The following is a 25,764-nucleotide window of genomic DNA, read 5'->3' as shown; positions in this document are numbered from 1 at the left end:
CCTATACGGTTAAGTGAATGAGTAATCCTATTCCAAATATAATTGCAATGATCTGATGTGCTTTTCGATACAATATCAATTTTGTTTTTTTATTAGGATGTTGTAAAAAAAATCCGATAAACCCTAGAATGATTAAAGTTAAAAGAGAAAAGATACCACTATATATTAGTAATATATGACGACTTCCTTTTATTAAAAAATAAACACCGTGAGTAATCGATACAGCTAATACAGTATATCCAATTAATACGTGAAACTTTTTAATGAAAAGATATAACTCCTTTATCAATTTAAAACCAAGTATATTTTTCTTCTTAAAAAATAGCCATACTTGACGTAAAAGCCACAACGATGCAGCTAAAATTGCTCCATATTCACCGAAAGAACCTAATTTCTTATTTAACCATTTAACATTTAATACGTTCCCGTATATTACATTAATCACTAGTAATGCTACACTACAAATTATCATTGTAATGCCTATTATTTTAACATACATATGGAAATATTTATTTCTAAGTATTTTCTCCATTTTATTTAATCTCCTCTCTTTTTATAATCTTGAGAAGCAGTCTATCAAATAAAAAAGAAAAGAACATGAAAAAAAGATTAAAATAAAATGAGAATTTCAAAATGACTTGAACTTTCTATAAGTCTTTCTTAGCTAATTTTAATATTTTTTGAATAAAGGGTGCTTTTGCATTTGTATACGACACACGATCAAAAGGAAATACGATAGCCAGTTTTTCTTTCAATTCTTTATATTCCTTTCGTGCCCATTCGTGATTGATGAGAAAATCTCGAAATAAGAGATTGTTTTTCCATTCCTCACTATTATAAATATAAACATGTAAATGGTGGGTACCCGCTCTCCATTTTCCCTTTCTAAAAAAACGCCAATTAGGTCTTTCTTTTGGAACATACTCATATCCAATTTTTGAAAGAGTTTCAGTCCACTTTTCGGTAATTTGTAAATCCGTTACGCCAATCATCATATCAATAAGAGGTTTCGCTCCTAATCCTTCTACGGCTGTGCTGCCTATATGTTCAATAGCGATTATTTCTTGTCCTAACAAAGAACAGAATTTTTCTTTTTCTCTTACATACTCTTTATCCCAGTCTTTTTGATATGGTTTAATAACAATTTGTTGGTCCATTTTATTCCCCTCTTTATAAGTGTTCATCATTATATTTATAAAATTCCATGTTATTAACATAGGATTTTTAAAAAATATGTCGAATACTGAAATATAGAATTTTATTATTTTAAATGCGAGGTAACTTATGAAAGATATTCCAGTTGAAATCCAGTTAAATCATGTAACTTTCCAATTAAAAGAATATCATAATTTTGATTGGCTTATAAAATTAGGGAACGTATTTGCAGTTTTTGACCAGCAGGATTCGGGTAATATATGTTTTGGTGTAGAAAAAGATGGTCATAAGAAATTTATTAAATATGCAGGGGCACAAACAATTGCATATAACGGAATTCCAGAGGTCGCTATTGAAAGATTAAAAAAATCAGTTCCCCTTTATAATGAATTAAAACACGAATCACTTATAACTTTAATTGAACACTTTCCTGTACAAAATGGATATGTTTTAATATTTGATTGGTTTGATGGTGAATGTCTTCATCCGCATTGGAGTTTCTCACCTCCTGAGAAATATAAGAATCCAAACTCTCCATTTTATAAATTTAAGCATTTATCTGTTATGGAACGAATTCATTCATTGAATTCCATTTTTTCTTTCCATACATATGTAGAAAAGAAAAACTATATAGCTATAGATTTTTATGACGGTAGTATTTTATATAATTTCAATACAAATGAGACGAAAATTTGTGATATTGATTTATATTCTAAAAAACCATACATAAATAAAATGGGAAGATTATGGGGTTCCTCACGTTTTATGTCTCCTGAGGAATTTGAGCTAAACGCTATGATTGATGAAAAAACAAATGTATTTAATATGGGGGCGATGGCTTTCGCGCTTTTAGGCGGTGAAAAAGATCGTTCCTTTATAAAATGGGAAGCAAGTAAAGAATTATATGAGGTAACATATCGTGCTGTAAATGAAAACCGTGAAGAACGTTATGCATCAGTTAATGAATTTTATAAAGCGTGGTTAAAAGTGTCACATACTGAAAAGATATAACTCTATATGATTCAAACAAATATAGAGTTTATACTTTTATCATGTATAATACATATGTAATGGAAATTCAGAATAACGAGGCAAATATCATGAACTTTGTTTATATTAATCAAAACGTATTAAATAATCTTCTTTACATTTTAAGTAGTATATTTGTTTTTTATTTCATATATGATAGTGGGCGCCATTTGAAGAAATATAAAAACCTACTTATTATCCTTTGTACGAGCATCCCACTTATTTTATGTATGCGATATCCTATTTATATGGATGGAAATTATATTCATGATTTAAGACAAATTCCAGTCATAATTGGTACACTCTATGGTGGATTTCCTGTCGGTATCATATTATTTACTATTCTATTAATTACAAGATTTTTATTTTATGGATTTAACGTGTTAACAGTCATTGTTTACGGTATAATGTTCATTATTACAGCATTCGCATCTGCAAAATTTAATACATATAATAGAAAAATTAAAGTAGTTTCTGCAATGTTTTTAACGTTTTTCCTAGCAATATTTACAACTGTAATTGTATTAACTTTATCAGATTTTGAGGTGAATAATTTGTATATTATTTATTTCATTCTATTACCGACTACTTTAATGCTATTTATTGTTTATTTTAATGAGGTTTTAAAAGATGCAGTATTTATGCGCTCAAAATTAATTAAAATGGAAAAAATGGAAATTGTTAGCCAACTCGCGGCTAGTATATCGCACGAAGTAAGAAATCCTTTAACTGTCATAAAAGGATTTACACAACTTTTAAAAACACCAAACTTAACTCCTGAATCAAGAAACGAATATATTGAACATATACTTGAAGAGTTAAACCGTGCCCAGGAGATTATTGATGATTATTTAACGTTTGCCAAACCAGCACCAGAAAAACTAGATCATATTTCAGTAGAACAAGAGTTAAATCGAGTCATTAATATGATATTGCCATTATGTAATATGAATACGATACATATTACAAAAGATTTCTCAAAGGCAATAATTGTTGGTAATAAACAGCACTTCCAACAATGTTTTTTAAACTTAATAAAAAATGGTATTGAAGCAATGCCTAATGGTGGTACCTTAAGTATTTCCTCATCTATTAGTAATAATAAAGTTATCATACGAATTGAAGATAACGGAGTTGGAATGTCACAAGAGCAAATCAATCGATTCGGTGAACCGTATTTTAGTACAAAAACGAAAGGTACTGGTTTAGGTACAATGGTTGCTGTTAAGATCATTGAAACGATGCAAGGTACTTTAAAAATCCGAAGTGTTGTTAATAAAGGCACAACTTTGATGATCACATTACCAAAATATAATAATACCCTATCTTAATATAAATAAAAAAGGAGCATAAAGGCTCCTTTTTTATTTATATCGATACAAAAGTATCTTCTATGTTTTTTTAGTTTACATTTGTGGAAACTAATTAGAAATTAGTACCCTCAGCCCCAGCAGCTGCATCCTACAATAATTAATAAAATGAATAATACAACTAATAAAGCGAAACCTCCACCAAAACCACAAGAACCACCGAAACTCATATTTTCTCCTCCTTTTGGTTTGAAAACTAATAAGCAGTTAATCATTTTAACTGGTTCGTATTATACATTATGTGTATATCCCTTTTTTGAGCATGTCTATATAAAAATAAGTAAAAGCACTCACAAACGAGTGCTTTAAAATGGATACCAAAAGGATTGAAATACATTTAGTTTTAAATATACCGCAACAATTAAAATACAAACACCTGTAAATAAAGCGATGAAATCTCCACTTTTTGCTTTATTTTTGTAGAACCACGTACGTTTATTCTTCTTTCCAAACCCTCTTAAATCCATTGCATTTGAAACCGTATCGATTCTTTCTAGAGAATGAATGATTAGAGGCCAAAAAATTAAGATGCGATTTTTCATGCGAATCCATAAACTTGCTTCTCCTTTTTCAAAAGCTACTCCCCTTGCTTCTTGCGCATGTTTAATAACTTTATATTCAGACTGAATGTTGGGGATATAACGCAATGCAATATTTATTGCATATGTAATTTTATAATGAATGCCAAGTTTACTTAAGCTACTCACAAATTCGCTTGGATCTGTCGTATAAATAAATAGAAGTGTAAAAGGTAATAACGTAAAATACTTTAATGAAAGCGTAACTGCATAAAATAATGTTTCATATGTAATTGTCGCATAACCAATATGTAAAAACGGAGTATATGATCCAGTTAATTCAGATCCATATGTTGGTGTAATAAATAAAATCATAGCAGAGTTTAATAAACTAAATGTAAAGATAACAGTAAAAACAATAATAATTTTACGAAACGGAATTTTAGCAATTAAGAGTCCGATACATCCAATAAGAAATAAAATTAGCAGTATACGAAAATCAAAAAACAAAAAAGTAAGTGTCATACAAAATATGAATAAAAGCAATTTAACTACTCCATCCATCCGATGAAAGTATGTATTATGCATCTTCCTCCCTCCTATTAACATCTAAATAAAGTTCTATAAACTTTTCTGGATGTGATATCCCAGTAAATTTAATAAGATTGAATAAAGAACTCGCTCTAAGATTAGCTCTTTGTAACGTTTCTTGATGTCCTAATACAGTAGACACAGTATTATCCGCAATGATTTCTCCTTCATGTAATACTACCGCTCGGTCGGCATATTCTAATGCTAGATTCATATCGTGTGTGATAAAAATAAATGATATTCTCTTTTTAGCTAGTTTTCTAATAAACGACATAAACTGTTTATAATGATAATAATCTTGTCCAGCTGTCGGTTCATCTAATATGATAAGTTTTGGATTTGTTGTTAATACAAATGCAATTGTTAATCTCTTTTTTTGTCCGTAGCTTAATGCTTGAATTGGCCAATTTCGAAATGGATATAAACCACAAATTTTTAAAGTTTCTTCTGCTCTATTCTTAATTTCTTCCATAGAAAACTTTTTTAATTTTAATGTAAATGAAACTTCTTCTAAAACGGTAGGTTGTGTAATCATATGATTTGGATTTTGCATCACATAAGATATAAGCTCCCCACGTTTACCTATAGACCAAGAATTGATATTTACTCCACCTAATATAATCTCCGCATTTTTTGTTTTATTTATGCCAATAAGACTATGAGCTAAAGTTGATTTCCCAGCTCCGTTGTGGCCTAAAAGTGCTACAATTTCCCCTTCACGTATCGAAAGATTTACATTTTTTAATACTTTTTGTTTATTAGGATATGAAAATGATAAATTCTCCACTTTAAGTAATTCCTTGTTTTTAGTAGTACCTTTTAATACAACTTGCTTTTTCAGCCAATCTTTAATAACGTTACATACTCTTTCTTTTTTTAGATTTTCAAGTGGATATATTACATCATTATTACTATCAAAATTTAATCGTTTTAGTGCTTCTATGTAAATAGGCTCTCTTAAGCCAATACGCGGTAATATACGAGATGCTAAAATCTCTTCTGGTGTCCCTATCCTAGCAATTACGCCATCATCAATTAAAATGATTTTATCTAATTTCAGCTTTAAAATTTCTTCTATACGATGTTCAATAATTACAATTGTTTTATTATATTGTTCATGTACATCTTTAATGAGTTCTATCGTATGTAAGCTACTTGCTGGATCTAAGTTTGCTAACGGTTCATCAAACAATAATATATCGGCTTTTGTTGTTAACAGTCCTGCTAAAGAGACCGTTTGCTTCTGACCTCCTGATAATTCATGTGGACTTTGTTTATGAAAAGTATTCATATTTACCTTTGTTAATGAGTCTGATACAATCTTTTTCATATCATCTTGATTAACACATTCGTTTTCTAAATAAAATGCTACATCTTCCTCTACTGTCAGACCAATAAATTGAGCGTCTTGATCTTGCAAAATTGTTCCTACATGTTTACTCTGCTCAAAAATACTGCCTTTCCTTGGATCTTTTCCTGCAATTAAAAATTTGCCAGTACTAATCCCTTCATAAGAAAATGGGATTAGCCCATTGATACAATGAGCCAATGTCGACTTTCCTGAACCGCTTCGCCCAGCAATTAGTACTTTTTCCCCAGGATATATATGAAAGGTAATGTCTTTTAAAGTAGGCTGCGCAGCATGCCTGTATTGAAAGGTGAATTGTTCAAAAGAAATAATTGGATGCATATTAATATCCCTACTTTTCAATTTTTAAATGTGTATGTTTCTTATTTGATTTAGCTAGGCCGATTGTAATCGGTAATCCAAGAACTAAAAATACAATAATATCAGCAATTATTGCACCTAGTATTTGTATAACAATTTTGTCAAATGGTTCTCCCATCACAATAATATCGAATGCCCCAGCAAATAAAATAGCAATAACAATTCCAACTAACCCCGCAACTGCAAAATATGAAATATCACGCTTATTATACGTCCCGTTTTTCACACTAAAGCCCACCCTTTTTTGAATGATCCCCATCGTAAAACCGATAATACCTGAACTAATAACCCATCCCCACCAAATACCCCATCCAGCAATCGTATCTGTTACGGTATGACCGATAAGACCTATTAACAGTCCTGCCAATGGACCAAATAACGCTCCAAAAACAGTTAATATAGCTAATGCAGGTTTAATAAATGTATTTGGTGCAATAGAAAATCCCCAAAGTCCTAATATCCCGTATAAGGCTGCTCCAATTCCAATTGCTACTACTAACTTTGTTGATAATTTGTTCATGACAATTCCCCTCTCATATTAGTAAACTTTTATTACTCTATATTTATTAAAAAAATGAATTATGCATCGACACTCCCTTTCTATACAACAAAAAATGACCTCTTACATAAGAGGTCATTTTCTTTCACGTTCAAGAATCCTCTTATCTTTCAAAAAACACATCGTGTCCTCTGCGGAATTAGCACCTTCCTATGAAATTACATAGGGGTTGCTGAGGTTTCTTAGGGCCGTTCCCTCCACCTCTCTGGATAAGTATTAATTTGTAATTTGTATTATGGCACTATGAAGAGAAAAATTCAACACTTTTCTAACTATTTTTATTTTTCATTAAATAGTTCATTTAAATCATTGTATTCTTATCGGAATTATGAAATAATAAGTTCAAAATTGTTTCGGGAGGAATGCATAATGAAAGTAATTGGTTTAATTGGCGGATTGAGTTGGGAATCTACAACGTTATACTATAAACATATTAATACACTTACACTCTCTCAATACGATCAAAATGCGAAGCTAGTTTTATATAGCATGGACTTTGGTGAAGTAACTACTTTATTACAAAATCATCAATATGAAGAAGTGAAAAATGAATTAATCACAGTTGCAAAAAAAGTGGAAAAGTCTGGGGCTGAATGTTTATTAATGTGTTCAAATACGGTACATTTATTTGCTGAAGAAGTAGAACAGGCAATATCAATACCACTCCTTCACATTGGTGATGTAAGTGCTAAAAAAATAGTAGAACATAATATAAAACGTATTGGACTTTTAGGAACGAAACAAACGATGGAACAAGATTTCTACAAAAAAAGACTAGCAAATTATAACATTGAGACAATTATTCCAAATGACGAGGAAAGAATTTTTATTCATCATGTTATTTTAAATGAATTAAGTAAAGGGATTATTTCAAAAACGGCAAAAGAAAAGCTATTACAAATTACAAATTCATTAATTCAAAACGGTGCGGAAGGTATATTACTTGGCTGCACTGAAATCCCTTTACTCATTTCTCAAAACGATCTAACTGTTCCTGTTTTTGATACTGCTTTTTTACATGCAAATACTGCTGTACAATTTGCTGGATAATAATATAAAAGCATAAAGGTGGAGCCTCTATGCTTTTATATTGTCCAAACTATTTATTTAAAAGAGAATCAATAACTGCAATGGCCCTTTTTGAACCACCACACTCTAAAAAACTATCATTAAGTTTTCGTATGCCATGTTCGTACTTTTCATTTGAAAGAACATCTGTTATCGCCTCTTTTAAAGTTTGCACATTAACATGCTCTTTTAATAATCTATGTGCTGCTTCAAGCTCAGTTAGTCTTTGCGCGATCATAGGCTGATCTTTATCATGCGGTATTATCACAAATGGGACATTAAAATGAATTGCATCGTGGACGCTATTCATGCCGCCATGTGTAATAAAAACATCTGCTTCACTTAATATTTCTGATTGAGGTACGTATGGAGCAATTATAAAATTATCTGGCGCTTGCTTAATTTTAGAAATATCATTTCTATCACCAATTGCCAATACGACTACCCCTTCAAAATCTGAGAAAGCATCAATACAAGTATTAAAGAATGGTTCGAGTCCTTCAAGAAGAGTTCCCATTGAAATATAAATAACTTTCTTACCTATAAGCAATTCAAGTGGAAACTTTACATTTTTTTTACGCTTTGAAATACTCGGTCCAATAAAAATATTATTTTCTCCGAACGAATCACTATTAGGCTGAAAATAACGGCTTGTATACACGAGACTAATATCTCCCTTATTATTCATAAATTGAAGATAATTCTTTGGTTTCACTCCAAATTCATGTTCCATTTGATTAAGTAACTTTTCAGAGAGTTTATCAGGTTGGAATGGTGTTTCTGCATTTGGATGAAAAGGCAGGGTTTCCAAAAGTTCTGGTGGAATTAAAAATATAGGCGAGGATACTATGCCTGGAACTTGTAAATATTCCTTTACTAATTCTCCAGCGCCAAATATATCATAAATTACAAAATCAAAATTTATGCTTTTAGACAATTGTTTTGTAATTTCTAAAATATATAAAGAAGTTTGAACATGAACATGAAAAAATGCGTTTAATCCAGTTGTTGAATCAGTTTCGATAGAGATTTCTTTTAATAAATCTGGATGAGAATGTACAATAGCTCCCAAAACTTCAAGCCTTTCCTTAAAGTTTTCCGTTGTAATATAGTGTACGTTATCACCCCGTTCAGTAAAGGCCTTTACTAAATTTAAAGTAGGATTTACATGTCCCTCTGCAGGAAAATTAACCATTAAAATATTCAGCACCACTCTCTCACTCCTTATATTTCAAAGTTTTTATTAAGCATACTGTTATTTTTACCGGCAATCTGCCACTAATAGTCCTAATACGTTTGCTACTTTAGGTTGATAAATAATTGTCAGTCATCAACAAAAAAGACATCCACATAAGTAGATGCCTAACCGTGATAAGGAGTGTTCTGTGAGGTAAGGTACAAGCTGTTCGGCTTGTCCTATGCTATCAATATATGAATTTTTTTATAAAATGTGATTACTTAATAGAATTATTTTATCCGTTTTATTTGATCAAATGGATAATATACTATTTCTACTTTACCTATTATATTTGACTCATCAATAAGTCCGAGCGTATTCCTACTATCCTGACTGTGATTACGATTATCTCCGAGTACAAATAATTTATGCGAGGGAATTCTTATTTCTCTAAAGTTTGAAAAACGATTTGATACTTGTGACATACCTAACTTTATATACGACTGGTTCTATTGCATGCACTACTTTACCAAATTGAAATTAAAACAAAGGTAAAGTTTACTAAAGTAAATATAAAAAATGCCCAATAACAAAAAAATCAGCTTTTTGTTATTGGGTATTTAATGATTTAAGAGTTAATAATAGAGCGTATTGATATGAGTCTATCATCACAATTTGATAAAGATTGTTGCCCCTGAATTTTCGGCAAGTAAATAGTTACAGTTGTCCCGACACCAACCTCACTCATAATACTTATTATACCTTGATGACTTTCAATAATTTTGTAACTTAACATCAATCCAATACCGGTACCTTTTTCTTTCGTACTATAAAAAGGCTCACCTAATCTCTTAATTCTTTCTTCAGGTATTCCTATTCCTTCATCAATTACACTAATAATGACACCATCTTCATGTATTTCTTTCATATGAATTGAAATATTCCCGCCATCTGGCATTGCTTCGATTGAATTTTGTAAAATATTAATAAATACTTGTTTCAATTGATTTTCTGAGCATTCAATGATTATTTCTTTGGAATCTGTATGTAGTTCAACTTGAATATTTGTCATAATTGCTTTTGTATTAATTAGTGATACGACATTTTTAAAAATCTGATAAATATTTTTCTTTTCTGTATTTATTTCGTCTGTTTTAGCAATTGAAAGAAACTCTTGAAGGATTGCTTCTATTCTTTCAATTTCAGAAAGCATAAGATCAAAATATTTTTCTTGATCTTCTTTATTAATTTGGAATAACTGTATAAACCCTTTAATTACAGTTAATGGATTCCTTACTTCATGAGCTACACCAGCTGCTAATTGACCGATTGCTGCAAGTGTATCTGATTTATTTAGCAATTCTTCTGTCTTTTTCCGCTCGGTTATATCGCGTACAATAATCATAATTTTATCATGTAATAATGGTAAGCACCTAGCTTCAAAGAAATCAATACTTGCATTAAGTGTAAGTGGATATTCTACAATTACATTCGTTCCTTTTTCCTTCACTTGGCAAATTGCCTCTTGAAATTGTTGTGCTACTGGAGATGGTAATACTTCGTAAAACTTTTTTCCCATAAAAGCTTCTGCGGGTACGTAAAATTTTGTAGGGGATCCTGCTTTATAATCTATAATTGTGCCATCATCTTCTGTTAAGAAACATAAATCTGGTAAAGCTTTAAAAATTAATTCTAATTCAGATGTTTGCTGTTTTAACTGCTCTTCTATCGCCTTTAAATGTGTAATATCTACACCAACAGCCCAGTAGCTAAATCCTGTTACAGGAAACTGTTCCGATATATTGGACCACATGATTGTTTTGATCTCACCATTTTTACATGTTAAGTGCATTTCCCAATCTCTGAAATTTTTTCCACGATTCAAAAATTTATTTTGTATTTGGTGACGGTAATTATCGTCAGGATATAATAATTGAAGTGCGTTTGAATTACCGATAATCTCTTCGGCAGTATAGCCTGTTACAATTTCACATTCTCGATTCCACAGAACAAAATCTCCATTATAATCAAGCGCATCAACCATAACAGGCATGTTTTGTAAAATCGTATGTAATTCCTCCTCTTTTCGGGTGAGCAACGTTGTATTTTTATTTTGAAATCCTTTTTTCACTCCATCTACTATAAGATTAGAAAGCATTTCAAAGTATTTTTGACAATTGAATATTTCACTTTTTTTAGACCATACAACAAAAGATCCTAAATGTTGGTTGTATAAGAAAATGGGGATTTCAACCTTTGGAAGTTGACTCTTTTTTACTTCATTCAATCCGAATGAAAAAACACACTCTCTTTCAGCATCAAGAAGTTGATGTGATATGTTGGTTAATTTATAAAATTGTTTTGCCATGGTTTCTATTGTACTCACATCAATAAGTTCCATTAGCCGCGCATTCATTCTTTTTCCACCTCAATATGTAAAATTAATACAAATTCAAAATTCATACTTCTCCATTATACGAAGAATGTGGGTGTAGGTATATAGCTGTAGAATAATTATTCGAACAAATTTTATTTTTCAATCAAAAACAGAAACTAATATTCGTAGAGAGTGAAAATTTGATTAGTCAAGGATTGTCCATTCCCCAGTGCATATTGGCTCACACCAAATGGGCTTTACTGGGTGGCCCTCCCTTCACCTATCTCACTTTTCATTTTTCTGAATTTTGGGTTTGGAATCTTACGGACCACTAATTACGGTATAAAAATATAAAGTTCATAAATTTTTCACAATTATTATGAAAAATATAAACATTTATTCCAATATATTCTATATAATAAAATGTAATAAGGCTTCTATGATTCGCATAGAATACCTTACCCCTAATAAACAGAAAAAAGAATCCCATTCGGATTCTTTTTTCTGTTTATTACATAACATACTTATATAGAGCATGTGCGACACCGTGTTCTTCATTTGTTAACGTTTCGTATTGACACATCGCTTTAATTTCTTCAACCGCATTCCCCATTGCAATTGATATGTTCGCTTTCTCCATCATGGAAACATCGTTTAGGCCATCACCTATCGCAACAGTATTTTCAAATGGAATATGAAGATGTTCTGCTAAAGTATATAATCCATTTCCTTTTTGAGCATCTCGGTGATTAATCTCTAAATTATGCCAATACGAAGATGTAATTGCTAAATCAGTATTATGCAGAAACGTTTCTTTTAATTTTTTTAATTTCTCTATGTCATATGAAAATGGTAAAAGTTTATGCACATGTATTTCTGTTTCTACAATTGGTTTACAACTTTCCGCACTATGAAACGCTGTATGCTCAAGGTATAATGCTGCAATCGTTTCTAACTCTTTTAAATCAACATTTGTTTTTGACTTCTTCACATTCTCAATTTCACTACGGACACTTTCCACACCATATGTGGGAACATATACACCTTTATCTGTATAAAGTTGATAATACAAGCCATTCTCTTCAAGATATTCTACAATCTCAAGTGCCTGCATATTTTGAATTGGATATCTCTTCATCATTTTCTTATCTTTATAAATAAGTGCACCATTTTCTGCAATAATCGGACACTCTAAATTTACTTCTAACAATAATCGTTCAATATCAACAATAGAACGGCCTGTACAAATTGCGACAACATGGCCAGCTTCCTGACACTTTCGAATTGCTTCTGCATTCTCTCTACTAATCATTTTATTCCCAGAAAGAAGGGTTCCATCTAAATCAATTGCGATTAATTTCATTATTTCTTCACCACTTTCTATAAATACACGAGTTCCATTCGATTATAAGGTATCGTTTTCACAAATCTCTCGTGAAGTACTTCTTATTTATAATTTATGAAAAGCGTTTCAGGTCAAGAAATAATTATAAATAAAATCCAAAGCTTTTCTTTTTAAAAAAGCTTTGGATTTTAAACTATGAACTATAACTAATATATTTTGTCTCACACAAGTACACGTTTTTTTCTTCAGTTGGGGTATATACTTTAAACTTTTCTAAACATTTTCCGTAAATATGAACAGTGATAACGCTTTCATTTATGCTAATTTCAAGGATATGACAGTCAGCTGGTGGAATTACTTTATCCGTTTCGCCTTCTCCCAAATAAAGATTTCCTGTATGTGTTAAATAAAATAGTGAATTTCCAAGCTGCTTAGTTTGTATAAAGTTCTGCACCATTATCCTTCCAGAAAAAACGCCTTCTACTCCCCATGTACCATCATGATCATGTAAAGGTGTAGACTGTCCATCTTTCCATACAAGAGCCAATACTTCAAAACGTTTCAAGGGATCTTCATACAGTAAGTGTCGTGCATATTGAGCCGAATTCGCCTTCTGTTTCTCTAACGGAAGCCATGTCTTCTTTTCTAAAAGTTCTTCTAGTAATTTTTCAATTTCACATACAATTTGTTTTTCCAATAAATCACTTTCTATTAAATCAGTTACAGCTTTAATAAATGTTTGAAACGTTTTACTTCCATTGCACTTTAACATAAGCATCCTCCTCTACTCTTTTTTCGCACACTTCCACACTATAGCACACACTGAAATTTTACAATTGAGAAATAAAAAGCAAGGTACAATAAAATGTACCTTGCTGAACGTTTTATTGAGTTTTTAAGCGAATAGGTAAGTACTTTAATGTTTGTTCATTTTCCAGTATACAATCTTCTAAACAGAAAGATGAAGATAACTCTATTTTTTCGAAAGTATTTATAAAGGTACTTAATGCTATCTCAGCTTCAAGACGTGCAAGTGGTGCCCCTAAACAAAAATGAGGACCTTTACCAAATGTTAAATGCTTTTCATTTCCTATTCGGTGTAAATTAAACTTAGAAGCATGTGGAAATTTTTTCTCATCTAAATTTGCTGCACTAACCCACGCCACAATCATCTGGTCTTTTTTCATATTAGATCCAAATATATTCGTATCTTCAGTTATCCGACGGGCTAGTGTAACAGGAAAGCGATACCGTAATACTTCCTCTATCGTTTTTGAAATCAAATTTGGTTTTTCTCGTAATTCTTTATATGTCCCAGGTGCATCCACTAAAAAACAATAAAAGCTATTAATAATTAAATTAGTAGTTGTTTCATTACCAGCAGCTAAGAGCCCCAATGAAAAAGTGACGATTTCTTCATCTGTTAATCTTTCACCTTCGTATTCAGCTCGTATTAAATCCGAAATAATATCATCAGTTAATTGATTTCTTTTTTCTTGAACGATCGGTAGAAGATATGCTTTAAATTCATTTAAGGCAATCCCTTTCTTTGTATCCAAATCATTAAACTTTTCTTTACTATACGGCATAAATAAAATATCAGACCATTCTTTAATTTTTTTACGATCTGTTGTTGGCACTCCTAATAAATCGGATATTACGGTAACAGGTAAAGGTGCAGCAAACTGTTCAACGATATTCACTTCACTACACTTTTCTATTTGTTGTACAAGTTCATTTGCGACAGCCTGTATTCGAGATTTCCATTGTTCTAAGCTTCTTGGAGTAAAGGCTTTAGAAACAATCGAACGTACATTGCGGTGTTCTGGTGGATCAGTGGAGTTTATATTAATTCTTGTTTCTAAAGGAGGGATTGCGAATTGTCTCCGTTCCCTTCTACTTGAAAATAAGCGATAATCTGATAAAATCCGATTTACATCATCATATAAAAAAACATTCCAAACATCCTGCTCCGCATCATAATAAACTGGATGATTATCTCTCATAAATTGATACCATCCATACGGATTCCATAACTCTTCTTTTGTTTTTAGCTTTGAAATTTCATGAACTAAAATAACATTTTCAGGTGTAGCCATAGTTCTTTCCTCCCTTTTCTTTTACAATAAAAGTGATAGGTCGGCAGTTCAAAGTTGTATAAACTAACATATGTTATTTTAACATATACCAAGGCAGAAGTTGCATTTGAGAACTTGAGAAATATATAAGGGGGATTTTTATGTATGTTGACATTTTACTACTTGCAGAATTAACGACAGGTCCAAAGCATGGCTATGAAATAAAGAAAAATATTCAAAATCGGTTAGGAGAGAATTTTGAATTAAATCATAACATGCTTTATCCTTCTCTACGTCGCTTTGAGAATATGGGGGCTATAACGAAAAAAGTACATACACAAGTTGGAAAACCAAACCGAAATATGTACGACATAACAGAAACAGGAGAAGAAATTTTTTCTGAAATGTTAAGAGAGTTTCCCGAAAAACTTGCGACAAACAATGCTGAATTCCTTGTGCGTATCGCACTATTTGAAAAACTGGATTATGATGCTAGAAAAGAAATTTTGAAAATGCGCCAGGACGTACTACATAAACAGTTTACTGCTATTCAATCCCTAGATGTTACTTCACCTTTTATTAATGAAGTCATTGCATTTAGTAAATCACGTATAGAACATGAATTAAATTGGATTACATCACTTATGAAGAAAATATAAAAAATAAAAAGAAAAGTTAAAAACAATGAATGAAAATGAGATTTATTATCAATAATAGTATTAATAAAAGGGCAACCACGATTTGGCTACCCTTCAAAAATTTACACTTCTGGATCGAAAGTTTTGCAATCTGTTTCTTCCGTTGTAGATGCTTGTTTCCCTTTATGACTAACTACATAAATTGCATCTGCACTACATTTATTACCGTTAGCCCAAAATTTACAGTTGTTTACTTCACATAAAACGTCCTGTGCCATAGTATCACACCTCCTTGTTCTATTATCATTAACAGAATTCGGAGGTGTGATACTCTTTGTCATTCATTTTTTTATTACCTTTTTAGCTTTCTTAATGATTCTATATCCCCTCGTACAATAGCATCGATATTTTCGGTTATTTTCTCAATGTCAAAATGCCACCATTGAATTTGCAATAATTCTTCTATTATTGCATTTGAAAATCTTTCCTTTATTTTATTTGCAGGGTTTCCACCAACAATTGTATATGGTGCGACGTCTTTAGTCACAACAGATTTAGCTGCAATTATTGCACCATCTCCTATTATTATTCCGGGCATAATAGTTGTATCCATACCAATCCAAACGTCATTTCCTATAACTGTATCCCCTTTGTATGGTAAATCAGACAAACTAGGTGTATACTTCTCCCACCCATTTCCAAATATATTAAATGGATAAGTTGAAAATCCATCCATCCGATGATTCGCTCCGTTCATAATAAAGGTAACTCCAGATGCAATACAACAAAACTTTCCAATGATAAGGCGATCTCCAATAAATTCATAATGATGTAATACTCGATCTTCTAATGTTTCTCCATCTTTCGCATCATAATATGAATAGTCTCCAACGAGTATATTAGCTTTCGTTATTGTATTTTTTATAAAATGGACATTTTGATTTCCTTCAATAGGGTATTTAACATTTGGATTAGGATTCATGTTGTACAGCACTTCCTTTACCATTCATTTCATTTTCTACAGCTATTACTGGTTTTAAATTGTATATAGGTAAAATAAATAATAATCCAATTATAAATAGTAAAGCTGTCCCTTCATACATCATACTTAAGGAAAACATCTCCTTTAATGAACCAGCTATACTCATCGTTACTACCATTGAGCCGGTAAATAGCGGACTTAAAATACCATTTACACGACCAATAAAATCGGTATCGCTATTTTGAATAATGAGAGTATTAATACCAATTTGGATACATGGAAGAGCTAAACCACTAAATAATTGTGCTGTAAGTGTCACCCATAAATTTGTGGAATAACCTATAATACCAATACCGATTGCCTGGCCGATCATACCGATAATTAACATCTTTTGCGGGGCAACGTTTTTCGCAAACATCATCGCTAAAGCGCCGCCAACAATCATTCCCGCACCATTGACTGTTAGTAACCATTGTAAGCTCTCTTTTGGTAAACCTAATTGCTCTGTCACTATAAATATACCGAGTGGCTGGATTAATCCTATGCCAAGTCCAGCTGCCATAAAACATAACCCCAGCAAAGTTAATGCTTTTTTCTTTTTGACGTACTTTATGCCATCTAGCATTTCCTGTAATAGTGTGATATCTTTCTTTTCAACTTCATTTTCAAGATCTTTCGGAAGAAATAACAATACAACTGCTGCAAGTAAAAATGCGATACCAGTTATGATGATTGAAATATGGATTCCAAAACTATGAAAGATAAATGTTCCAAGAATAGGACCTAGCACCATAAATATTGCAAATATCGTTTGATAAATAGACATAGCTAATTGTATTTGTTCTGTTGATAAATGCTGTTTAAACAATTTCATTCCAGATGGTTGGGAAAACTGTGATAGAATTGCAGAAATGAGCGTCACAAAAAACACGACTTTCCACGTTCCAAACATAAGTGTAATTAATACAACGAATACTGAAATAGCGCTTAACGTTTCACACCAAATCATCGTCCTCTTCGGCTTCCACCTATCAGCATAAGTTCCACCAATAAAGGAAAAAATAAAAATCGGAGCAAATTCAGCAACTGAAATCATTGAAATAGCGAAAGCATCACCTTTCGTCATTTCCATAACATACAACAAAACCGCAAAGTTTCGAACCCATATTCCAATTTGTAAAAATAATGCTGATGCGAGAATTCCTTGTACAAACCGATTTTTTAATACTTGTGATGCCCCATTATTTTGTTTCGTTTCTACATTTGTCGTCATAGAAAAGCCTCCTATTTCATGTTCTGAACAGGAGGCAGCACAAATCATATAAAAAGACTATATATTCGCAGTGCGAAATACATCCCTTTTCTATAAATGTACATACTAATCCTATTCAGAAGAATATTTCGTTTTTTAACGAAGATCTCTTACAAATAGAATTAGTTGATCATTGGGATGTTTTCACCCTTCCGTTTCGAATTTAGAATAACACATACATACTCTATGTAAATCGTTTTCTATGTATGCATGTCTAAAAATAAATATTCTAGAATGTTAATGGTAATTCCTCTAAAGAACGCATTAAATAATTGCCTTGCCATTTAATTTTTTTACGATCACCTTTTATTTGTAGTTCAGGCATTCGTTTAAATAAAGTAGAAATAGCAATTTTTGCTTCTAACCGAGCAAGTGGAGCGCCTAAACAGAAATGACTACCATGACCAAAAGCGATGTGGCGGTTATTCACTCGTGTAATATCAAATACTTCTGGGTTTTCAAATACCGTTTCATCACGGTTTGCTGAAGCTAATGCAATAATAACCATGTCACCTTTTTGTATCATTTGTTCGTGAATCTGAAACGGCTCAGCTGCCCACCTTGCAGTTGTAACCTCAACTGGAGAATAATAGCGTAATCCTTCCTCAATAGTGGAATCAATTAAATTAGGGTTTTCTTTTAATAACTGCAGCTGATCCAGATTTTCAAGAAGTGCTAATACCGTATTTGTTATTAAATTCACTGTCGTCTCATGACCCGCTACGATAAGTAACATAATCATGGAATATAGTTCCGGAGCGCTAAGTTTATGTCCTTCACTTTCCGCAAGTATTAAAGCACTAACCAAATCGTCTTTAGGATCTTGGCGTTTTACATCAACCAAATATTGAAGATATGTAATAAACTCTGATAGTTGCTTTTCAGTTTCTCTTATTTCTTCTGGCGTTACTGGAGAAGCAATGACAGCATGAGACCAAATTCTAAATTTAGCTTGATCCTCTTTTGGAATGCCGAGCATTTCACTTATCACAATAATTGGTAAAGGGAATGAATAATCATCAACAAGATTTAATGAACCTTTTTGCTCGACATCATTTAACAAATCATCTGCAATATCCTGAATTCTGCCTTCTAATTGCGTAATCATCTTTGGCGTAAAAGCTTTTTGTACTAAAGAACGTAAACGATTGTGGTTAGGCGGATCCGAATTTAACATATGCGTTGTTAAATGATTACTATTGTCAATAGAACGTAACATGTTCATGGGATCTTGAGAAAACACATTGGCCGGATCTTTTTTTAAACGATTATCTTTTAAAAGTGGCAGAGCATCTTCATATCTTGTAATGAGCCATTCATTACCGATCTCTACTTTATTTACAAATAATATAGGTTGCATTTTTCGCGATTCTTTATAAATTTCATAAGCATCTTCTTTAAACTGAGCAGATGATAAATTAATACCATCTTCTATTCTTCGGCCAACTTTATTTTTCATTGACATTGCATTCCCTCTCTCTCATTTATTTTTGAAAACCAACCTAACATTTGCATTATACTCCAATAAAAACATGAAAATTGTAAATTTTTAACCAAAATCTTACTTCCTATATTGAAAAATAAAAAAGTGAGAGAGTAAACTTATTCAACTCTCTCACTTCCTATCATGCGAAACACATGAAATTACTAATTTGTTGATAACGGTAACTTACTTTACGACGTCGACCACCTTGCCATGTGTACCCTGAGACCCCATTTCTTCTAACTTCCGTCGGAAAGAACCATAAGTCTCTTCCGAAAGGACCAGGTCGATGTAACCTTAAATATCCCCATCTTCCTAGACAGTTACACATCCACGATTTCATATTGCCTACTTGTGCTGGAGATGCAAATGTAGACGGTAAAGACGGAGCTTGTGACGGTGGTGGTGATGTCGGAGCATCTTCCGCATCATCTGGTCTATAATCTTCTTGTTCAATATCTCTCCATTCATCTACAGTTTCATATCCGTATTGTTGCGGGTAATAATACATCTGCTGATCATATGGATAGTTTTGTTGGTTATTCATTTTAACAAATCACCTTCTTTTCATTCATGACCTTTAACATTCATATGTCATACACTCTCTATAGGAAGCTAATGTATAGCCCAAATTCAGCTCAAAAAAACTCGTATTATTAAAAATACGAGTTTTTCAAAAACGGAATGCATGTATTATTTCCTTAACTTCACACTATAAAAACGCATCTCTTCTAATGAACCAATACATTCAAATACTTCGTCTTTGATTAATTCTTTCAAGCGATATTCTAAAAACGTATCGCCGACTAATTGTTCCACTAGGCCAAGTGCTTCACCTATTACTCTCGGAGCCTTTATAAACTCTTTATCAGCACCTACTCTTTTCGCACACTCAATAATGAAATGATCAAAATAGTCTTCTTGTACAGAATCCACTTTATTGTCTATCCAAACTCTTAAGAACTCCGTACTATTTGATAATTTGTCCCACTCTTGTTCAAATTTAACTCGCTTCTCTTCAGTTATATACGACAATTCAGCAAAACTTTTTTTGAAACTAGCTAAACTTTCAGACGATAATTCTCCACTTCCACGTATATCATACTCTTGATTTAATATGTTTCTGCTTGCTTCAGACGTATTAATAACTCGAATATTTTTCTTTTCTTTTAATTGCGCCATTACAAAACAAAGTCCTACATGCTCATGAGCATTATCTGCCTTCCAAATTGTAATAGATGTTTCAATTGGAATAGATTGTAGTTCTTCTAAAGTTTCCATGAATCTTGGTAGATATTCTTCTTCAAAATAACAATCATATGAAGTTAAGTTATTTATTAGCCATTGTTTTCTTTCAAGTTGCCCTTTTTCTGTATGTAATTGTTGTATTGGTCCTATTGAAAAGAATTCAGAGAATGCAACAACACTCTCGTCCAATTGTTCTTCTTGATTTAACATATACTTTACACACCCAGCCGTTGAATCATCAAAAGCAATATGAACATGTATACTCTCTTCTAAATTCCTATTATAAAAATTCTTATTCGTTAGTTGCTTAGGAATAGTCATCAAATATTTAATCGTATCTTCACTATAGTTCTCTTCTAATAAATTTAACTGTATAAGAATACCTTGAAGTAAATCTTTTGCTTCATCTTCATACATATCTTCAACAGCATTTTTAATTTTATCTATCAAGTAAATCCCTCTATCCATTCTAAAAATAACGTAGATTATAGTGTATCATTTTAACATAGATTTTAAAAAGTCTTTTTAAAATCAAATCATATTTTCACATTGATTGCTACACCCATCTAAGTTTTTATCAAAATGCTTTCCTTACATTTCTTAATTGCTAAATATTTTCCCTTTACAAATCCTTTTATTCAAATGTATATTTATATAGAAAATAAAAATTATAGGAGCAATTTCTATGGAGAAAGTACTTACTAATTATAAACATTATTTAAAAAATTGGAGATTTATATTCATTTGTATATTACCTACTATCGCTTTATTATATACTTTCGATGTCATCTTTGAACTACTGTTTCATCAAGATTTCTACTTGGCTAACTTAATTTCTGCTATTATATTATTTTTAATATTTATTAACGTTAAAGATAAGTTTAAAATCAAAGATTAAAGAAAACTATAATTGAAATGAAACCGTTTAGATTCTTCTTTTACTTCGAACACTATTTCTAGTTAGGCCTTCATTATTGACTCCTACTTTCCCTAGAAATAATGTTCGTGATAATTTTTCATAAAAAATAAGAGCACCCTTGCTATTGGATGCTCAAATGTGATTAGAGGTTTTTTCTGAGCATTAAATAGGACACGAAGACCTTGTCCTATTCCATATATATGCTTGTACTTATTATATTGTGCATTAAAAAGAACTATATTCAGTTTCTTAATAGATGCATACACATTGCTTAAAAAATCTGCTCATACATTCATTGTACAATTACTATATTTATAAATTAAAAAACACCCCAATGGATGTTTTTTATCTAACGATTCTTAAGCTTCCATAAATTTAGCTGGCACACCAATTTTTTCGATTACAGAAGATATATTAGTAGGATTAATCATTACATTTTCAATACAAACTAATGTATTTTCTAATAACCCATTCTCTATAGTAATAAGCTCTGCAAACCGACCTAAAGTCATCGAGAATTTGTGCTCACTTCCACCATTCATACAGACTTTTACATACTTCATAGTGTCACCGCCTTTCTTAATTGTCTATAACCCTATAAGAATACACTTACATACTTTTGTTAAAATGTGGATTTATTACTCACCACTTCACGTTTGAGGGTATTTTGAGAAAAACAACTGATATAATCCGAATTTTTCAGGAATTTCAATAAAACGCTTCTAGAATTCCATACTTTTGGAAAAGATTATATAATAATACTGATTAAATATTAGGAGTGTTATTAATGGCTGATATAATCCGGCTCTTAATCATCATATTCATTGCTATTTTTTTATTTTCATCTATTATTATGGAGTTTAAAAAACCTCATAAAAGTATGTTTTGGTTCTCACTTGAAGTCTTGTTTCTGCTAGGAATAGTACTTTTAATTAAAGATTTTTTCATCAAATTTGCCACATGACCCTTTAAATAAAACGAAATATTCCGGCAACAAAACTGGAGAAATTGTGATATGTATCTTTTTTCACTGAAGTTGAGAAATTAACTTTCAATAGTTGCCCTTTATTGATAATGGATTTATAAGTTTTTGTTAATTAATTTTTTTTGTTCATTATCATTAAGACTAGAATAAGCATACCTCGTCATATACTAAAAAAATAAGCTGTTTCTGACTGCACAGAAACAACTCATTTAACATCCGTATATCCACATACTAAATGCATCGCATAATTATCTTTTATATGTTCACGTTATAATTGCTAATAAGAAGGAAAAAGATAAAAATGCACAGAGTGGTATATATAAAACAGTATCCATTCTAGCAAAATGCGTATCTTTTTTTCGTTTAAAGATACCAAAATAATGAAACTCACCAATTACTCTTATGAAAAAAACAATCATACAAATCCAGGACCCTGTTTGAACAATTACATTAGGTACTACAAGATGAACAACATTTGTTTGTTGTAATAAAATTATTGCTGCCATACTTAATAATAACGCAATGAAGAATGTCATTCCTGCACGAGGTGTAAACGCTTTTTCTCCAGATTTAGTTGGAATAACACTATTTGTCCCCCACTTACCTCCGAAAGCCCAATAAACATGTAAAAAGCTAACTAAGAATAATATACAAACAGATGTATATGTAATAATAAGCATTTTGTCCTCCCATTATTTTATTTAAATCCCCCACCTTCAAAATATGCTATGAATTCCTCATTAGCAACCTATATTTAATTACATAAAAAACCCCTTAATATTTTATCAATTTAACGATAAATCATTAAAGGGTTATTGAACCTTATTATGCATTATACCTATTTCTTCGACGTTCCATCCTCGTTTGCCCTTGAACAGTGCCTTCTTTGAATTGATCTATTTGCTCTGTCATTTCATATGTCGCAACTGGTTCTTCGTAATTACGCTCATAGGCTCTTTCAGGCGCTTTACGTTTAGATGCTTTCCCACCTACCTTAAATAATTTCATCTTAAATTTCGGTAATCTTGGAAGGTGAATCTTAAATGATAGCCTTTTACGTTTCTTTTTTTGTTTAAATAGACTTGTATTTTCTTTATTATTCTCTCTCTCTTTACGGTGTAATAACATCGCAAATAATCCACCTAATATAAGTCCTCCAACTAAAAGTAGAAGATATAAGTAATGGCTTGTCATTAAACTCATCATGCGCTCAAGTATGACTAACGACTGTACTTCTTTTATATCCCATAGTAAAGCACCCCATAATGAGAATAAGCCTAAAGTAAGCCCATATGTACGAAAACGGAATAAACAAGGAATTAAAGCGACACAAGCGGCAATTTTGGCATTCGTTATTATAGAACTTGTTGAAATATCCTGATTCCAAATGACTAACAGTAGTGTGATAAATGGTGCATACGCTATCCAGCTACATATACGTGAATATATCTTTTTCGCAAAGTAACTACCGAAACTAATGAAAAATAATAGTCCTCCAATATATAATGATTGTTCTAGAGGGATTTGTTTTATTATTCCTGCAATTGGAAAGAGGCCGCTCAGTAGCATTAATAATACATCTAATTTCTTCACAATTCCCCATTCCTTTCAAATTTCTTTTCAGTTTTTGTATTTCTAAAAAACATCTTAATCCTGATTGTAATTAAAGTAAATATGAAAAAGTAAAGATACATGACAAAGGATATCCTTATTTTTATGAAAAAATGACAAATCCTGATCGGTATAACGAGCAGGATTTGTTTACTATTATTTAAATTAGAATTATTGAATCTTTCTTTTCTATCTTTATTATATCTACATCTAATTCATCATCGAATTCTTTAAACTCTCTTATATCTATATCAGTGATGTAACTCTTTAATGCTTTAGCCATATGCATGGAATATGGCATGTGCATATTTTTTTCCGAAAGCATACTTGAATTACAGCACATGTAATGTATCATTTTAGCGATATGATCCCTTTCTACTGGTTTTACACCTAATGGTAGAATTTCAAGTATATATTGTTGCAATGTGTCACTACAATTTAATGAATATTCCCCAGTGCTATAATACATTCCTTTTTGATCTGCATATAATCCCGTTCCATCCATAACATCATCACTCTCTAATACAAAATAGCTTGGTACATCCAAAGCTGTATTGATTCTTATGGCATTTAAATTTGGAACCTTTAGCATATTTGGAACAATTTCAGGTAAAATATCCACATCAATTATTTCATTTTGCAACTCTTTTATCCAGTATTTTCTCATATTTGCATCTATAATAAAATAAACTTGTTCATTTTCCTCTTTCGCATGTTGTAAAATTCCCATTAAAGTTTCGGAAATAAATTGCTTAAAAAGGGCCCCCATATCATTTCTTTTTGATGGTTGCGGTAAAAATGCATTATGTTTATATATATTTAATAATAAATTGTCAAGTGGTTTCCACTCTGTATTCCCATATAATTTATATGAAATTTCTCTGCCTTTTATTTTTGAAAAAATAGGTAAGAAATCAAATTTCGAGATTCGTTCAACTGATAAATTGACATACGTACAAGGTAAATTCATCTTGTTCCAACTGCGTTTCAAAAATCCTTTTTGTTCTAATAAACTAAGAATATTAGTTACAATCGTTTCACGGGATACACTTTGACCTATAAATAAATTAATAAATGTTGAAATACGTTTTGTTCGTGCAAATCCTTCACGAAGTATTTGTTTTGGATCAATCTTCTCCCGCCCGTCACAATTTTTCATTGCGATTAATGCTAACGTCGTATCATTTCGCTTACCTGCAGTAGCATGAACTGCTTTTACCACATCATCTACAAGGTTTGTTTTATATTTCTGGCAATATTGCATTTTATATGGATTTTGTAACACTTTTTCAATATTATATCTTACTATCTTTAATAATACTGGCGAGTCTGCATTAACTACATAAGACGTTTCGCTTATTTTAGCTAAAACAATTTCACTATCAAATAATGCTTGTTCTATTTCCAATGATATATTTTCGGACCAAACTTCTAACGTTACGGTATCTAATCCTTTTGGCGCAAACAATGGAAATAATGTATTTTAATCCTCAATCAGATAATAGACGATAAAAAGTTAAAAACGTTTATACAACAAGCCCTGCATTTCATCTACAATTTTTCTTTATCGATAAAAAACGTTATCAAAAG

At 31.4% G+C, this 25,764-nt stretch carries 25 protein-coding genes, 2 pseudogenes and 1 riboswitch; of the genes and pseudogenes, 5 read left to right on the top strand and 22 right to left on the bottom strand.

The window, feature by feature from the left end:
* Position 1: 1 nt before the first annotated feature.
* Positions 2–532 carry a hypothetical protein gene (locus ACQKNR_RS07095; protein ID WP_427316460.1) on the bottom strand — a complete coding sequence of 177 codons (531 nt, stop codon included), beginning with the start codon at positions 530–532 and terminating at the stop codon, positions 2–4.
* 115 nt (positions 533–647) lie between these two features.
* On the bottom strand, positions 648–1,157 hold the full coding sequence (locus tag ACQKNR_RS07090) for a GrpB family protein (RefSeq protein WP_427316458.1): 510 nt from the start codon (positions 1,155–1,157) through the stop codon (positions 648–650).
* A gap of 127 nt (positions 1,158–1,284) precedes the next feature.
* Between ACQKNR_RS07090 and ACQKNR_RS07085 the strand changes: the two genes are divergently transcribed.
* The gene (locus ACQKNR_RS07085) at positions 1,285–2,166 is read left to right on the top strand and encodes a protein kinase domain-containing protein (protein WP_427316456.1); all 882 of its coding nucleotides are present in this window, start codon (positions 1,285–1,287) and stop codon (positions 2,164–2,166) included.
* A 41-nt stretch (positions 2,167–2,207) separates the two neighbouring features.
* Complete coding sequence (locus tag ACQKNR_RS07080) at positions 2,208–3,515, top strand: LytS/YhcK type 5TM receptor domain-containing protein (protein ID WP_427316454.1); 1,308 nt, start codon at positions 2,208–2,210, stop codon at positions 3,513–3,515.
* A gap of 110 nt (positions 3,516–3,625) precedes the next feature.
* Here the strand turns inward: ACQKNR_RS07080 and ACQKNR_RS07075 are convergent, their stop codons facing one another.
* The 4 genes from ACQKNR_RS07075 to ACQKNR_RS07060 form a co-directional block, all read right to left on the bottom strand.
* Positions 3,626–3,724 carry a YjcZ family sporulation protein gene (locus ACQKNR_RS07075; RefSeq protein ID WP_016115012.1) on the bottom strand — a complete coding sequence of 33 codons (99 nt, stop codon included), beginning with the start codon at positions 3,722–3,724 and terminating at the stop codon, positions 3,626–3,628.
* Between the two features lie 135 nt (positions 3,725–3,859).
* Positions 3,860–4,660, bottom strand: a complete 801-nt coding sequence (locus ACQKNR_RS07070; RefSeq protein WP_427316452.1) for an energy-coupling factor transporter transmembrane component T family protein — start codon at positions 4,658–4,660, stop codon at positions 3,860–3,862.
* The gene (locus tag ACQKNR_RS07065) at positions 4,653–6,353 is read right to left on the bottom strand and encodes an ABC transporter ATP-binding protein (protein ID WP_427316450.1); all 1,701 of its coding nucleotides are present in this window, start codon (positions 6,351–6,353) and stop codon (positions 4,653–4,655) included. The genes ACQKNR_RS07070 and ACQKNR_RS07065 overlap by 8 nt, the downstream gene beginning before the upstream one ends.
* A 10-nt stretch (positions 6,354–6,363) precedes the next feature.
* The gene (locus ACQKNR_RS07060; RefSeq protein WP_427316449.1) at positions 6,364–6,912 is read right to left on the bottom strand and encodes an ECF-type riboflavin transporter substrate-binding protein; all 549 of its coding nucleotides are present in this window, start codon (positions 6,910–6,912) and stop codon (positions 6,364–6,366) included.
* 139 nt (positions 6,913–7,051) lie between these two features.
* A riboswitch (SAM riboswitch) is annotated at positions 7,052–7,167 on the bottom strand.
* A gap of 153 nt (positions 7,168–7,320) precedes the next feature.
* Between ACQKNR_RS07060 and ACQKNR_RS07055 the strand changes: the two genes are divergently transcribed.
* Complete coding sequence (locus ACQKNR_RS07055; RefSeq protein WP_427316447.1) at positions 7,321–8,001, top strand: aspartate/glutamate racemase family protein; 681 nt, start codon at positions 7,321–7,323, stop codon at positions 7,999–8,001.
* A gap of 49 nt (positions 8,002–8,050) precedes the next feature.
* Here the strand turns inward: ACQKNR_RS07055 and ACQKNR_RS07050 are convergent, their stop codons facing one another.
* The 6 genes and pseudogenes from ACQKNR_RS07050 to ACQKNR_RS07025 all read right to left on the bottom strand — a co-directional run bounded on the left by ACQKNR_RS07050 (position 8,051) and on the right by ACQKNR_RS07025 (position 15,017).
* Positions 8,051–9,229, bottom strand: coding sequence for a macrolide family glycosyltransferase (locus ACQKNR_RS07050; RefSeq protein ID WP_427316445.1), 1,179 nt, complete (start codon positions 9,227–9,229; stop codon positions 8,051–8,053).
* Positions 9,230–9,486: 257 nt separating this feature from the next.
* Positions 9,487–9,705: pseudogene (gene lepB, locus ACQKNR_RS07045) on the bottom strand (signal peptidase I); the annotation flags it as partial.
* A gap of 119 nt (positions 9,706–9,824) precedes the next feature.
* Positions 9,825–11,612, bottom strand: coding sequence for an ATP-binding protein (locus ACQKNR_RS07040; RefSeq protein WP_427316443.1), 1,788 nt, complete (start codon positions 11,610–11,612; stop codon positions 9,825–9,827).
* A 472-nt stretch (positions 11,613–12,084) separates the two neighbouring features.
* Positions 12,085–12,936: a Cof-type HAD-IIB family hydrolase gene (locus ACQKNR_RS07035; RefSeq protein WP_427316441.1), complete on the bottom strand. Its 852-nt coding sequence runs from the start codon at positions 12,934–12,936 to the stop codon at positions 12,085–12,087.
* A gap of 175 nt (positions 12,937–13,111) precedes the next feature.
* The gene (locus ACQKNR_RS07030) at positions 13,112–13,690 is read right to left on the bottom strand and encodes a cysteine dioxygenase (protein ID WP_427316439.1); all 579 of its coding nucleotides are present in this window, start codon (positions 13,688–13,690) and stop codon (positions 13,112–13,114) included.
* A 112-nt stretch (positions 13,691–13,802) separates the two neighbouring features.
* The gene (locus ACQKNR_RS07025; RefSeq protein ID WP_427316437.1) at positions 13,803–15,017 is read right to left on the bottom strand and encodes a cytochrome P450; all 1,215 of its coding nucleotides are present in this window, start codon (positions 15,015–15,017) and stop codon (positions 13,803–13,805) included.
* Between the two features lie 140 nt (positions 15,018–15,157).
* Here ACQKNR_RS07025 and ACQKNR_RS07020 point away from each other — a divergent pair, with 140 nt between their 5' ends.
* Entirely contained in the window at positions 15,158–15,655 is a 498-nt protein-coding gene (locus tag ACQKNR_RS07020) for a helix-turn-helix transcriptional regulator (protein WP_427316435.1), read from the top strand.
* A 101-nt stretch (positions 15,656–15,756) separates the two neighbouring features.
* On the opposite strand, the gene ACQKNR_RS07015 is transcribed toward ACQKNR_RS07020, so the two are convergent.
* The 6 genes from ACQKNR_RS07015 to ACQKNR_RS06990 form a co-directional block, all read right to left on the bottom strand.
* Complete coding sequence (locus tag ACQKNR_RS07015) at positions 15,757–15,912, bottom strand: DUF1540 domain-containing protein (protein ID WP_000046091.1); 156 nt, start codon at positions 15,910–15,912, stop codon at positions 15,757–15,759.
* 74 nt (positions 15,913–15,986) lie between these two features.
* Positions 15,987–16,616: a Vat family streptogramin A O-acetyltransferase gene (locus ACQKNR_RS07010; protein WP_427316433.1), complete on the bottom strand. Its 630-nt coding sequence runs from the start codon at positions 16,614–16,616 to the stop codon at positions 15,987–15,989.
* A complete protein-coding gene (locus tag ACQKNR_RS07005; RefSeq protein ID WP_427316431.1) occupies positions 16,606–17,889 on the bottom strand; it encodes an MFS transporter in 1,284 nt (427 codons plus the stop codon). Before ACQKNR_RS07005 ends, ACQKNR_RS07010 begins: the two co-directional genes overlap by 11 nt.
* Before the next feature lie 268 nt (positions 17,890–18,157).
* Positions 18,158–19,393 (bottom strand): cytochrome P450 family protein, encoded by a 1,236-nt coding sequence (locus tag ACQKNR_RS07000; RefSeq protein WP_427316430.1) that lies wholly within the window; start codon positions 19,391–19,393, stop codon positions 18,158–18,160.
* A 160-nt stretch (positions 19,394–19,553) separates the two neighbouring features.
* The gene (locus ACQKNR_RS06995) at positions 19,554–19,958 is read right to left on the bottom strand and encodes a hypothetical protein (protein WP_427316428.1); all 405 of its coding nucleotides are present in this window, start codon (positions 19,956–19,958) and stop codon (positions 19,554–19,556) included.
* A 146-nt stretch (positions 19,959–20,104) separates the two neighbouring features.
* Complete coding sequence (locus ACQKNR_RS06990) at positions 20,105–21,109, bottom strand: DUF1835 domain-containing protein (protein ID WP_427316426.1); 1,005 nt, start codon at positions 21,107–21,109, stop codon at positions 20,105–20,107.
* Between the two features lie 235 nt (positions 21,110–21,344).
* Here ACQKNR_RS06990 and ACQKNR_RS06985 point away from each other — a divergent pair, with 235 nt between their 5' ends.
* Positions 21,345–21,557, top strand: a complete 213-nt coding sequence (locus ACQKNR_RS06985) for a hypothetical protein (RefSeq protein ID WP_427316424.1) — start codon at positions 21,345–21,347, stop codon at positions 21,555–21,557.
* 380 nt (positions 21,558–21,937) lie between these two features.
* Here ACQKNR_RS06985 and ACQKNR_RS06980 read toward each other — a convergent pair whose 3' ends face one another.
* From ACQKNR_RS06980 to ACQKNR_RS06965, 4 genes and pseudogenes are all read right to left on the bottom strand, one after another.
* On the bottom strand, positions 21,938–22,141 hold the full coding sequence (locus ACQKNR_RS06980; protein WP_427316422.1) for a hypothetical protein: 204 nt from the start codon (positions 22,139–22,141) through the stop codon (positions 21,938–21,940).
* A gap of 685 nt (positions 22,142–22,826) precedes the next feature.
* Positions 22,827–23,243: a DUF3995 domain-containing protein gene (locus ACQKNR_RS06975; RefSeq protein WP_427316420.1), complete on the bottom strand. Its 417-nt coding sequence runs from the start codon at positions 23,241–23,243 to the stop codon at positions 22,827–22,829.
* A 145-nt stretch (positions 23,244–23,388) separates the two neighbouring features.
* Entirely contained in the window at positions 23,389–24,156 is a 768-nt protein-coding gene (locus tag ACQKNR_RS06970; protein ID WP_427316418.1) for a DUF3959 family protein, read from the bottom strand.
* Positions 24,157–24,334: 178 nt separating this feature from the next.
* A pseudogene (locus tag ACQKNR_RS06965) lies at positions 24,335–25,657 on the bottom strand (RNaseH domain-containing protein); the annotation flags it as partial.
* Positions 25,658–25,764 lie beyond the last annotated feature (107 nt).

Source organism: Bacillus sp. NPDC094077, assembly GCF_050279465.1.
Taxonomy (GTDB): domain Bacteria; phylum Bacillota; class Bacilli; order Bacillales; family Bacillaceae_G; genus Bacillus_A.
This window is presented reverse-complemented; position numbering and strand designations above follow the sequence as displayed.